The sequence below is a fragment of the Pseudoduganella rhizocola genome (genome assembly GCF_045984285.3).
GTDB lineage: Bacteria > Pseudomonadota > Gammaproteobacteria > Burkholderiales > Burkholderiaceae_D > Rugamonas.
In genome coordinates this window covers 564,185-575,993 of record NZ_JBJQIK030000003.1, presented here as the reverse complement: position 1 = coordinate 575,993, position 11,809 = coordinate 564,185, and the positions used below count along the sequence as shown (strand labels likewise).

Genomic DNA, 11,809 nt, shown 5'->3' with positions numbered 1-11,809 from the left:
AAAAAAGAATCATTCGCCGATTGCGCGAAAACGCGCTAGCTTAAGTGTTTCCCCTCTATGAGAGAGCTCTGCAATGCGCCTGCTGCCTGTCCTGTTTTCTGTCCTGATCGCCGGCTGCGCGAGCGTGCCGCCTCCCGCGCCCCAGCCCCTCACCATTGAGCAGATCCTGCAGAAGCCGCTCTACCAGATGACGCCGCAGGAAGCAGGCCGGTATATAAACCACATGCAGACCAATGAGCCGGACCTGCGCAAGCGCATTGCCGCCATCGGCCGCAAGAACATCGGCCAGCCTTATGTGCTGAACCTGCTCGGCGAATTCCCCTTCCAGATCCACGACGAGCTGCCCATGTTCAGCCTGACGCACAGCGATTGTGTTGTATTTTCGGAACATACTTATGCGATGGCACTGTCGCGCAACTGGGAAGAATTTTTCTGGATGTTGCAGCGAATTCGCTACAAAGACGGCGTGATCGGCGTGGCGACGCGCAATCACTACACGGAACAGGACTGGAATATCAATAACCGCTGGCTGGTAACGGACATCAGCGCGCAGCTGGCGGGCGCGAACGTGGCGAGCTATCCGCTGACGGTGGACCGCAGCCGCTTCCTGCGCACGCGCCACCATACCGAAGCCAGCTTCCCGGTAACGAAGAGCGATGAAGCCTATGTGCCGAAGGAGCATGTGAAGGAAGTGCTGGCCCAGCTGAACGACGGCGATTTCGTGAACGTGATCTCGACCCGCAACGGCGAATACTGGGCCTCGCATGTGGGCCTGGTGGTGACGGCGCCGGACGGCAGCCGCAACTTCCTGAACTCGGCCGCGCCGCAGGTGCGCGAGGAAACCTTCGACGCCTTCATGGCGCGGGTGGCCGCGCGCGAAGCGCAGCAGGCGGCGGAAGGCAAGCCGGTGCAGCAGCTGGCCGGCTTCAAGTTCCTGCGCCTGAACGACAATATCGTGGTGCCGCCGGCGCTGCCGCAGCCTCGCCCTTAGCAGGCGGGGGCCAACCTTGTAGAATGCGCTGTCATTCAAACAAGGGGAAAACGTGGGCAAAGGACGGATTGAAGCATTCAGCGATGGCGTGATCGCCATCATTATCACCATCATGGTGCTGGAATTGAAGGTGCCGCACGGGACGACGCTGGACGCGCTGCTGCCGCTGGCGCCGGTGTTCATCAGCTATGTGCTGAGCTTCATCTATGTCGGCATCTACTGGAACAATCACCATCACCTGTTCCACGCTGCGCGGGAGGTATCCGGCCGCGTGCTGTGGGCCAACCTGCACCTGCTGTTCTGGCTGTCGCTGATTCCCTTTGTTACCGGATGGATGGGCGAGAACCACTTTGCGACGCTGCCGGTGTGCGCCTACGGCGTGAACCTCTTCATGTGCGCGGTGGCCTTCCACCTCCTGGTGAGTTCCCTGGTGAAGCATCGCCATGGCAACGAGGCGCTGGCCGAAGCGGTCGGGCGCGACCGCAAGGGATGGATGTCGCTGGGCCTGTATGCGGTGGGCGTGGCGCTGTCCATCGTGCATGCCTGGGCGGGTTTCGCCATGTATGTGATCGTGGCGCTGGTCTGGCTGATCCCGGACCGCCGTATCGAGCGGAAGACCATGTAATGCCGCCGAAACCAGCCTAAACCTTGCGTAACGGTACGAGAATATCGTGTGCTTTAGACTTTCGGTCCTGAAATTTGGATCCGATTAGATTTGCGGCCGCGAATTCTGGAACGTTTTAGATTTCTGCCTGCCCATTTCAGAGCGTTTTAGTATCAAGTAGCGGCGATTAGACCGAATTAGTACGGGGGCTGAAAATACCGCCCCCACCACGAGGTGCTCAGCTCCAGGCCCAGGAGCTGGTGGCCAGTTCGGCTGCCAGGGCGCTGGACTTTGCCGGGCTGCGGCGGGCTGTTTCCTGGGCGACGAAGGGGCGCATCAGGTAGTGGCGCACGATGGCGCAGCCGCCGATGGCGATGGCGTTGAGGCCGAAGTGCGGGGTGCGGATGGCGGGGGCGGGCAGCAGGGTGGCGCTGGCGTAGTCGTCCAGCACGCGGCGCGCCGGTTCGATCAGGCGCCCGCCCAGCCGCAGCGCGGCGCCGCCCAGCACGATGCACATAGGGTCGAAAGCGACCCACAGATTATTGAGCAGCACGCCCAGGTTGCGGCCCGCGGCTTCCACCGCCCTGGCGGCAGTGGCCTCGCCGGCGGCCGATTGTTCGAACAGGCGGTCGGCCTGCGCCGGGCTCACGCCGGCCTTGCCATACACTTCATCCACCAGGGCCTGCAGGCCGATCAGCGCGTCGGCGCAGCCGCGCCGGCCGCAGGAGCAGGGCGGGCCGCCCTGTTGCAGGATGGTGTGGCCCACCTCGCCGGCGAAGCCGAACTGCCCGGTCATCAGGCGGCCGTTGACGATAATGCCGGCGCCCACGCCATAGCCTATGCTCAGGTAGATCAGCGGGTCGGCGCCGGACTGGCCGGCGAATTCGAGTTCGGCCAGCGCCGCCACATTGGCTTCGTTCTGGATAAACAGCGGCAGGCCGGCCAGCGGCGTGCCGTCGAACTGGGCGCGCAGCTGGCTGCCCACGTCCACATTGCGCCAGCCCAGGTGGGGCGCGTAGTGCAGCACGCCGGTCGCGTCGTCCACCACGCCGTGCAGGCCGATGCCGGCGCCCAGCATGGTGCGGCCCGCCAGCGCGCCGCCGGCGCGGCTCAGCTCAACCAGCACCTCGCCTACGGCGGCGATGCAGGCGGTGGCGTCCGCACCATCCTGGTAGGGCAGCACGCGTTCTTCCAGCACTTCGCCAAGCAGGTTGGTGGCGACGATGCGCGCCGTGTCGATGCCGAGGTCGGCGCCCAGCAGCGCCAGGCGGCTGCCGTCCAGCTGCAGCGGGGTGGCGCGCCGGCCCAGGGCGCCGGTGGCGCGCAGTTCGGTCTCGGTGAGCCAGCCTTCATCCATCAGCTCGCGCACCAGCAGGCTGACCGTGGATTTGGTCAGGCCCACGGTTTCGGCCAGCGCCGCCCGCGACAGTCCCGGCTCGCTGCACAGCTGGCGCACCAGGGCCATGCGGTTGATTTGCTTGAGCAGCTGCTGGTCGCCAGCGACGATCATGAGGGCCTTTCCTCTGAAATAAGAGTATGCGCGATCATACACGAAGCCATTCTGGTGCGTCTGATCACCATTTTGACTCTTTCTCGCAACACTGCGCGAAGATGGTGCAACAGAGTTTGTTCGATCGATTGACGAATGGGGGAAATATCTTTTATTCTGAGCTTGCCTTATGAATTTGTCATTTGGTTGCACTAATTCGTATCAGCTTCCGGGCGGCGCACCATGCCGTGGCGGAAGTGCAGTATCTCGGCGTTACCACGCCGCAGCCGTCCCAGCACCGCTCCAGCAGTAAGCACCAATTGTTGTCGTACCTCCGCTCACTCACGAAGCGGATTAGTCCAGATATAACAAGGAGACAATGTGTCACATCTATCTATGAAAACCTTTTCACGCCGTCCCATGGTCCGGCCGAAGCTGATCAGCCTGGCCGTGGCCAGCGCTTGCGCCACCTTCGTTCCGGCCCATGCGCAGGATGCGGCGATGACGGCGGCAGGGGAAGAACCGGCCAAAGTGGTGGTGACGGGTATCCGCGCCAGTATGCAGTCGACGCTGAACCTGAAACGCAACTCGGACGGTATCGTCGACGGCATCGTGGCCGACGACATCGGCAAGTTCCCCGATACCAACCTGGCCGAGTCGATCCAGCGTATCTCCGGCGTGTCGATCGACCGCACCAACGGCGAGGGCGCCAAAGTCACCGTGCGCGGCGTCGGCCCCGACCTGAACATGATCCTGCTGAACGGCCGCCAGATGCCGACCTCGGGGCACGGCGATTTCAACGGCCGCGCCTTCGACTTCGCCAACCTGGCCTCGGACGCCATCTCGCAGATCCAGGTGTACAAGAGCAGCCGCGCCGACACGCCGCCGGGCGGTATCGGCGCCACCGTCAACATCATGACGGGCCGGCCGTTCGACAATCCGGGCCTGCATGCGAGCGTGGGCGTGAAAGCGGTGTACGACACCTCGAACAAGCACCTGCCCGATGAGGACAAGGCTTCCAGCTCGGTGACGCCGGAAATCTCCGGCATCTACAGCAATACCTTCGGCGACGGCAAGTTCGGCATCTCGATCAGCGCCAGCCACCAGCGCCGCAACCTGGGCGTGAATACGGCCAGCATCACCAACGGCTGGCGCGGCCCGTTCCGCGCGGATGAAAACAACTGGGGCAGCATTCCGCAGGCAGGCCAGCCGGGTTACAGCGACATCACCAACCGTCCGAGCGGCACCGACATCTATGCGGTGCCGCAGAACATCTCCTACTATATGCGCGGTTCGCAGCGCCAGCGCACCAACGGCCAGCTGACGCTGCAGTTCAAGCCCAGCAAGGAGCTGATCACCACGCTGGACTACACCTACTCCGAGAACAAGATCCAGACCAAGTCGCACGAACTGAGCGCCTGGTTCAATATGGGTCCGTCGGTGAGCTCCTGGACCAAGGGGCCGGTAGCCTCGCCGATCTTCTACCAGGAGAACGTGACCGCGCAGGATATCGCGATCAACGGCGGCGACTACGCCACCAAGTCGGCCAACAACTCGGTGGGCTTCAACACCGTGTGGAAGCCCAGCCCGGCGCTGAAACTGACTTTCGACGCGCACCATTCCACTGCCGAATCCAAGTCGGACAGCCCGTTCGGTACCGTCAACAACCTGGCCACCGTGAGCTTCAGCCGCGGCAACACGCGCGTCAACTTCGAGCATGAGATGCCGGTGCTGAGCATCCAGGGCGCGGACTTCATCAATGCGCCGATGCAGGTATCCGGCTCCTGGTTCCAGGACGGTATCCAGAAGATGGAGATCGACCAGGTGCAGGTGGGCGCCAGCTGGAAGGCGATGGAACGTTCGAACCTGAACTTCGGCCTGTCGCTCACCAATGTGAAGAACCGCTCGGTCTACCAGCAGGTGCAGAGCGATACCTGGGGCGGCGCTTCCAAGGCCTCGGACTATCCGCAATCGCTGTTCCATGCGGATGACCTGCGCAAGTACTTCGGCAAGATGGACGGCGTGGACGATCCGGCCCTGTTCAACCAGATCCACATCTTCAACTTCGCGGCAATGCGCCAGGTGGCTTCCGATGCAACGGGCAAGCCGGCGCTCTACATGCCCAGCCTGGCGAATCCGGAATACGACCGCCGGACCAAGGAAAAATCCAAGTCGGCGTATGTGCAGCTGACAACGGAATGGGAGACCGCGATCCCGATGCACACCGGTATCGGCCTGCGCTTCGAGAAGACCGATGTGCTGTCCACCGCCCTGGCTGCAACGCCGACCGAGATCCGCTGGGTATCGCAGAACGAACTGCCAGTGACCTTCGGCGACCGTGCCTTCACCTCGCTGCCGGGTTCCTATACCCATGTGCTGCCGAGTATCGACTGGGATGCCGACCTGCGTTCGGACTTCAAGGTGCGCGCCAGCTATGGCGAAACCATCGGCCGTCCGCGCTATGACCAGATCCAGGGCGGCCGCACCGTGGGCCCAACCGCTACGGTCAACGGCGATACGGCATCCATGGGCAACCCGGACCTGAAACCGGTCAAGTCCAAGAACCTGGACCTGTCGGCCGAATGGTATTACAACCAGCGCAGCGTGGTCTCGCTCGGCCTGTTCCACAAGAAGCTGAGCAACTTCGCAGGGCAGTCGGTCACGAGCATTCCGGAACCGGGCCTGCACACGCCGGTGGGCGGCAAGTACTGGAATGCGGCACTGGCTGCAGGCTGTATCGTTACCGACACCGCCTGTATCCGTAACTACATCTTCAAGAACTTCAATGGCCAGCCTGGCGTGGTGCGCGGACCGGACAATGAAAAAGGCGAGATCACGGGTGTGATCACGGGCCAGTCCTTCGACCCGGTGATCAACTTCCAGACCACCAGCTACGTCAATGCGAAATCCGACAAGCTGCACGGCGCGGAACTGAACTGGCAGCATATGTTCGGCGATAGCGGCTTTGGCCTGAATGCCAACTACACCTGGGTGAAGTCCGGCCTGAACTTCAACAACACCAGCACCGCCAACCAGTTCGCGCTGGTCGGTTTGGGCAACTCGGCCAACCTGGTGGGTATCTTCGAGAACGACAAGTGGAGCATTCGCGCAGCTTACAACTGGCGCGACAAGTTCCTCGCCGATACCACCGACCTGGCCGGCCCGAACCCGCAGTATGTTGAAGCGTATGGCCAGCTGGACCTGAGCATTGGCTATGCCTGGGACAAGAACCTGAGTTTCCAGCTGGAGGCGATCAACCTCACCGACCAGCTGAAGCGGGTTCACGGACGCACCGAGCAGATGGTGCTCAGCATCGCGCAGTCCGGCCCCCGCTACATGCTGTCGGCACGCTACAAGTTCTGACCCTCTCCGTGTCCGGGAAGGCAGGGGGTGCCGACCCGGCACTTTGGCAGGTCCGCCGCCTGGCGGCCTGCTTTTTTCAATGCCGGAACCAGCAATGCAAGCACTGCAACACATCGTCATCGCCGGCGGCGGTTCTGCCGGCTGGCTGACGGCCGGCGTTATTGCGGCCGAACACGCGGCGGGGGCTGGCGCCCGCGTGCGCGTGACCCTGCTCGAATCGCCCGATGTGGCGCCGATCGGCGTGGGCGAGGGCACCTGGCCCAGCATGCGCGAAACGCTGGCCCGCATCGGCGTATCCGAAACCGATTTTGTGCGCGAATGCGACGCCTCTTTCAAACAGGGGTCGCGCTTCAACCGATGGGTCGACGGCAGCGCCGGCGACCATTATTTTCATCCCTTTGTGCTGCCCCAGGGCTACGGCGAGACCAACCTGGCCGCGCGCTGGCGGCAGCTGCGGCCGGAGCAGCCTTTTGCCCAGCTCGTGAGTTTCCAGCCGGAGCTGTGCCTGCACGGCCGCGCACCCAAGCAGTTCGCAACGCCCGAATACGCGGCCGTCTCGAACTACGGCTACCACCTGGACGCGGGCAAGTTCGGCGCCTTCCTGCGCCGGCATTGCACGGACCATCTCGGCGTACGCCACATCAGCGACCACATCACGGCCGTAAGCTCCCATGAAAATGGCGACATCGCGGCGCTGCAGACGCGCCAGCATGGCGCCATCGAGGCCGGCCTGTTCATCGACTGCACCGGTTCGCAGTCGCTGCTGCTGGGCCAGCACTACGGCGTGCCGCTGCTGCCGCAGAAGCATATCCTGTTCAACGACAGCGCGATGGCGCTGCAGCTGGCCTATCCGGAACAGGGCAGCCCAATCGCCTCGTGCACCCTGTCCACCGCGCAGGCGCACGGCTGGATCTGGGATATCGGCCTGCCGACCCGGCGCGGCATCGGCTATGTGTATTCCAGCGCGCATGGCAGCGACGCGCAGGCCGAGCAGGCGCTGCACGCCTATGCGCGCGCCACCGGCGGCCCGCAGGACCTGCCCAGCCCGCGCAAGCTGAGCTTCCAGCCTGGCTACCGTGAGCGTTTCTGGCACCGCAACTGCGTGGCGGTGGGGCAGGCGGCGGGTTTCCTGGAACCGCTGGAGGCATCGGCGCTGGCCATGGTGGAGCTGTCGGCGGCCATGCTGGCCGACACGCTGCCTGCCGGCCGCGCCACGATGGATACCGTGGCCGGGCGCTTCAACGAGGCTTTCCGCTATCGCTGGGAGCGCGTGGTGGACTTCCTGAAGCTGCACTATGTGCTGAGCCGGCGCAGCGACGGCGCCTACTGGCAGGACAACCGCGGCGCCGCCACCATTCCCGCGCGGCTGCAGGAATTGCTGGCGCTGTGGCGCCACCAGCCGCCATCGCGCCATGATTTTCCGCGCATCGAAGAGGTGTTCCCATCGGCCAGCTACCAGTACGTCCTGTACGGCATGGGCTTCGAAACCGATTACGGCGAGGGCCGCCGCCGCTCCGACCGGCCGGCGCTGGCCGATGCCAGCTTCGCCGAGGCGCAGGAACTGACGCGGAAAATGCTCGCGGGCTTGCCAGCCAACCGCGATCTGATCGAACATATCAAACATCGTGGCCTGGTGCGGCGCTGACGCTGCCCGGCTTCCTTAAAACCTTCCATCGGGCCCCACATGACCAATATCGTAATGCTCAACAATGTCGATCACCAGGCGCTGCGCGTCGTCACCACGCGCGCCGCGCGCTACGGCGACAATGTGATGACCTGCGCCACCTATCCGGCCGAATTCCGCGACATCCAGGCGCATTACCCCATCGTGTTCCACAAGCTTGCCGACAGCAACTACGAGCCGGTGGCGCTGCTCGGCTTCCAGGAAGGGGAGAACCTGTTCCTCGGGCCGCAGGGCTGGGAGGTGAACTATGTGCCGCTGGCCATCGAGCGCCTGCCTTTCCTGATCGGCCGCAACGGCGAAGAGCTGAATGTCCACATCGACCTCGATAACCCGCGCCTGAGCCGCGACGAGGGCGAGGCGCTGTTCCTGGCCTACGGCGGCGTGACGCCTTACATGGAGCGCGTGACTTCCATGCTGAAGTCCATCCATGAAGGCCTGCAGGACGTGCCGGACTTCATCGCGGCACTGCGCGAGCACGATCTGCTGGAGTCCTTCGTGGCCGATATCGAGCTGGAAGACGGATCGCAGAACCGCCTGTACGGCTTCCACACCATCAATGAGGACAAACTGTACAAGCTGCCCGGCGCCGCGCTGGAAAGCCTGAACCGCGAAGGCCACCTGCTGTCGATCTATATGGTGCTGGCCTCGATGTCGAACTTCCGCGATCTCATCGACCGCAAGCAGCGCGCCGTCAACGCCAATGGCTGAACCCATCCGCCAACTGGCCGGCCTTGCGCCCGGCGACCTGGATGACGCGCTGCTCACGTCCAACGAGCCGGTGGTGCTGCGCGGCCTGGCCGCGCGCTGGCCGCTGGTGAAAGCCGGCCTGGCCTCGCAGCGCTGCGCCAGCGATTACCTGCGCCGCTACTACCGCGGCGATCAGGTGATTGCGCTGCTGGGGCGGCCGGAGATTGGCGGGCGCTTCTTCTACAACGAAGACCTGAGCGGTTTCAATTTCGATTCGGTGCGCACCAGCCTCGCCAGCGTGCTGGAAGAACTGGACGCACGCCGCGCCGACGCGCAGCCGCCCGCAATCTATGTGGGCTCAACCGAGATCGACGCCTGCCTGCCCGGCCTGCGCAGCGAGAACGACCTGGGCCTGGGGGCGCGGCAACCCTATGTGAGCATCTGGCTGGGCAACCGCACGCGCATCGCACCCCATTACGACCTGCCGGACAATATTGCGGTGGTGGCGGCAGGGCGCCGCCGCTTCACGCTGTTCCCGCCGAACCAGCTCGACAATCTGTATATCGGCCCGCTTGACTTCACGCCGGCCGGACAGCCCATCAGCATGGTCGACCTGCACAAGCCGGACCTGCAGCGCTTCCCGCGCTTTGCCGAAGCGCAGAAGCATGCGCTGACGGCGGAACTGGGGCCGGGCGACGCCATCTTCATCCCCAGCATGTGGTGGCACCATGTGGAGGCGCTCGATCCCTTCAACATCCTGGTTAACTACTGGTGGCGGCAGTCGCCGTCGTATATGGACACGCCGACCAATGCGCTGATGCTGGCGCTGCTGACGGTGCGCGACCTGCCGCCCGCGCAGCGCGCCGCCTGGCGCGACATCTTCCTGCACTATGTGTTCGACGCCGACGGCAGCGAGGCAGCCCATATGCCGGCGGCCGCGCGCCGTGTGCTGGCGCCGCTGGACGACACCATGGCGCGCACCCTGCGCAGCCAGATCCTCAACCGCATCAACCGCTAAGGAAAAGCCCATGCAAGCAAACCAGGCTCCGGTACGCCGCGTCGTGATCGCAGGCGGCGGCACGGCCGGCTGGATGGCCGCCGCGGCCCTGTCGAAAACGATGGGCAGGATTCTCGATATCACGCTGGTGGAGTCCGAGGAGATCGGCACCGTGGGCGTGGGCGAGGCCACCATTCCCAGCATGCTCACCTTCCACAAGCTGCTGGAGCTGAACGAGGCCGAGTTCATGGCCGCCACCAGCGCCACCTTCAAGCTCGGCATCAGCTTCGAGAACTGGCGCAATGTGGGCGAACATTACATCCATTCCTTCGGCAGCACCGGCACCGACCACTGGACGGCGGGCTTCCAGCACTTCTGGCTCAAGGGCAGGGCGCGCGGACTGGCCGCCGACTATGGCGACTATTGCCGTGAGCTGAAGGCGGCGCAGCTGGACCGCTTTGCGCACCTGCCGGACGACGGCATGAACTACGCCTATCACCTGGACGCGGGCCGCTATGCTCGCTACCTGCGCAAGTTCAGCGAGGCGCTGGGCGTAAAGCGGATCGAGGGCAAGATCGTTGACGTGGCCGCGGCCGGCGGGCAGATCATGGCGCTCACGCTGGATCATGGCGCCCGCATCGAAGGCGACCTGTTCATCGACTGTTCCGGCTTCCGCAGCCTGCTGCTGGGGCAAACGCTGGGCGTGGAGTACGAGGACTGGTCGCACTGGCTGTTCTGCGACAGCGCGCTGGCGGTGCAGACCGAATCCACCGGCGCCGTGCCGCCCTATACGCGCGCGATTGCGCACCATGGCGGCTGGCAGTGGCGCATTCCGCTGCAAAGCCGCGTAGGCAATGGGCTGGTGTATTCCAGCCGCTATATGGACGACGAGGAAGCGCAGCGCACGCTGATGTCCAACCTGGCGGGCGAACCGCTGATGCAGCCGCGCCCGATCCGCTTCAAGCCCGGCCAGCGGCGCCAGAGCTGGCGCGGCAACTGCGTCGCCATCGGCCTGTCCAGCGGCTTCCTGGAGCCGATCGAATCGACCAGCATCCACCTTATCCAGCGCAACCTGATCCGCCTGCTGCAGATGTTTCCCAGCCAGGGCATCTGCCAGACCGATATCGACGAATACAACCAGCAGGCCTCGCAGGAGATCGCGCATATCCGCGACTTCATCATCCTGCACTACAACGTGACGAACCGGCGCGACAGCCAGTTCTGGCGCGACGCCAGCGCGCTGGAGCTGCCTGCTTCGCTGCGCCACCGCATCCAGCACTTCCGCGAAACGGCGCGCGTGTTCCGCGTGCCGAACGAGCTGTTTGTGGAGAATTCATGGATCCAGGTGATGCTGGGGCAGGGCATTGTGCCCGAGCGCTACCACCAGATCGCCGACCTGATGGGCGACGCCGAACTGCGCCACTTCCTCGACAGCATCCGCCACGGCGTGGAATCGCTGGCCCGCCGGCTGCCGCAGCACAAGGACTACATCAGCCGCTACTGCCGCGCCGTTTCATAAGGCGCAGGACATTTTTTGCAGTTCGATGTCCGGATTGCTGTCGAGCGGATAGCGTTCGGGCAGCCAGCTAAAGCCCTGGCGCCGGTAAAAGGCTGCCGCGCGCGCATTCGCCGGAGCGACGGCGAGGACCACCCGCCGGTGGCCGGCGGCGCTGGCATAGCGCTTGATGGCGTCGACCAGGCGTGCCGCGGCGCTTGTGCCGCGGCAGGCGGGATCGACCCACATGCCGATCAGTTCATATTCGCCGCCGGCCCCCGCGAGGCCGCCGGCCATGCCCACCACTTGCGTGCCATCGAAGGCCAGCGCGTATTCGGCGCGGCGGCAGGCGGCGCGTTCGCGCCAGTCGGCTTCGGTCCAGGCGGCAGCGGTGGCGTAGCTCAGGCCGAAAGCGTCCGGCGCGTCGCGCAGGGCGGCGAGGCGGACTGCTTTCAGCGAGGCCCAGTCTTCTTCGGTGGTGCGGCGGATGGTCAGCATG

General features: G+C 64.4%; 9 protein-coding genes. 7 read left to right on the top strand and 2 right to left on the bottom strand.

All coding sequences use genetic code 11. From position 1 onward, the window contains the following. Positions 1 to 73: 73 nt before the first annotated feature. Together ACJRPG_RS09860 and ACJRPG_RS09855 are read left to right on the top strand one after the other, a co-directional pair. Positions 74 to 991 (top strand): N-acetylmuramoyl-L-alanine amidase-like domain-containing protein, encoded by a 918-nt coding sequence (locus ACJRPG_RS09860; RefSeq protein ID WP_407999888.1) that lies wholly within the window; start codon positions 74 to 76, stop codon positions 989 to 991. 52 nt (positions 992 to 1,043) lie between these two features. Next, positions 1,044 to 1,616, top strand: a complete 573-nt coding sequence (locus ACJRPG_RS09855; protein WP_407999887.1) for a TMEM175 family protein — start codon at positions 1,044 to 1,046, stop codon at positions 1,614 to 1,616. A gap of 217 nt (positions 1,617 to 1,833) precedes the next feature. On the opposite strand, the gene ACJRPG_RS09850 is transcribed toward ACJRPG_RS09855, so the two are convergent. Next, positions 1,834 to 3,105, bottom strand: coding sequence for an ROK family transcriptional regulator (locus ACJRPG_RS09850; RefSeq protein ID WP_407999886.1), 1,272 nt, complete (start codon positions 3,103 to 3,105; stop codon positions 1,834 to 1,836). A 375-nt stretch (positions 3,106 to 3,480) separates the two neighbouring features. On the opposite strand from ACJRPG_RS09850, the gene ACJRPG_RS09845 reads away from it, so the two are divergent. The 5 genes from ACJRPG_RS09845 (at position 3,481) to ACJRPG_RS09825 (ending at position 11,334) form a co-directional block, all read left to right on the top strand. Continuing rightward, positions 3,481 to 6,447: a TonB-dependent receptor gene (locus ACJRPG_RS09845; RefSeq protein ID WP_407999885.1), complete on the top strand. Its 2,967-nt coding sequence runs from the start codon at positions 3,481 to 3,483 to the stop codon at positions 6,445 to 6,447. A gap of 94 nt (positions 6,448 to 6,541) precedes the next feature. Next, positions 6,542 to 8,092 (top strand): tryptophan halogenase family protein, encoded by a 1,551-nt coding sequence (locus tag ACJRPG_RS09840; protein WP_407999884.1) that lies wholly within the window; start codon positions 6,542 to 6,544, stop codon positions 8,090 to 8,092. Between the two features lie 39 nt (positions 8,093 to 8,131). After that, positions 8,132 to 8,839, top strand: coding sequence for a SapC family protein (locus ACJRPG_RS09835; RefSeq protein ID WP_407999883.1), 708 nt, complete (start codon positions 8,132 to 8,134; stop codon positions 8,837 to 8,839). Then, positions 8,832 to 9,836 carry a cupin-like domain-containing protein gene (locus ACJRPG_RS09830; RefSeq protein WP_407999882.1) on the top strand — a complete coding sequence of 335 codons (1,005 nt, stop codon included), beginning with the start codon at positions 8,832 to 8,834 and terminating at the stop codon, positions 9,834 to 9,836. The genes ACJRPG_RS09835 and ACJRPG_RS09830 overlap by 8 nt, the downstream gene beginning before the upstream one ends. A gap of 10 nt (positions 9,837 to 9,846) precedes the next feature. Next, a complete protein-coding gene (locus ACJRPG_RS09825) occupies positions 9,847 to 11,334 on the top strand; it encodes a tryptophan halogenase family protein (RefSeq protein ID WP_407999881.1) in 1,488 nt (495 codons plus the stop codon). Here ACJRPG_RS09825 and ACJRPG_RS09820 read toward each other — a convergent pair. Beyond that, a complete protein-coding gene (locus ACJRPG_RS09820; RefSeq protein ID WP_407999880.1) occupies positions 11,329 to 11,808 on the bottom strand; it encodes a GNAT family N-acetyltransferase in 480 nt (159 codons plus the stop codon). The two genes, ACJRPG_RS09825 and ACJRPG_RS09820, sit on opposite strands and share 6 nt — an antisense overlap. Position 11,809: the final 1 nt, after the last annotated feature.

Excerpts from the sequence above, each read along its gene's own strand:
- ACJRPG_RS09860 (WP_407999888.1), top strand. The coding sequence starts at position 74 with ATGCGCCTGCTGCCTGTCCTGTTTTCTGTCCTGATCGCCGGCTGCGCG.
- ACJRPG_RS09850 (WP_407999886.1), bottom strand. The coding sequence starts at position 3,105 with ATGATCGTCGCTGGCGACCAGCAGCTGCTCAAGCAAATCAACCGCATG.
- ACJRPG_RS09845 (WP_407999885.1), top strand. The coding sequence starts at position 3,481 with ATGAAAACCTTTTCACGCCGTCCCATGGTCCGGCCGAAGCTGATCAGC.
- ACJRPG_RS09840 (WP_407999884.1), top strand. The coding sequence starts at position 6,542 with ATGCAAGCACTGCAACACATCGTCATCGCCGGCGGCGGTTCTGCCGGC.
- ACJRPG_RS09835 (WP_407999883.1), top strand. The coding sequence starts at position 8,132 with ATGACCAATATCGTAATGCTCAACAATGTCGATCACCAGGCGCTGCGC.
- ACJRPG_RS09830 (WP_407999882.1), top strand. The coding sequence starts at position 8,832 with ATGGCTGAACCCATCCGCCAACTGGCCGGCCTTGCGCCCGGCGACCTG.
- ACJRPG_RS09825 (WP_407999881.1), top strand. The coding sequence starts at position 9,847 with ATGCAAGCAAACCAGGCTCCGGTACGCCGCGTCGTGATCGCAGGCGGC.
- ACJRPG_RS09820 (WP_407999880.1), bottom strand. The coding sequence starts at position 11,808 with ATGCTGACCATCCGCCGCACCACCGAAGAAGACTGGGCCTCGCTGAAA.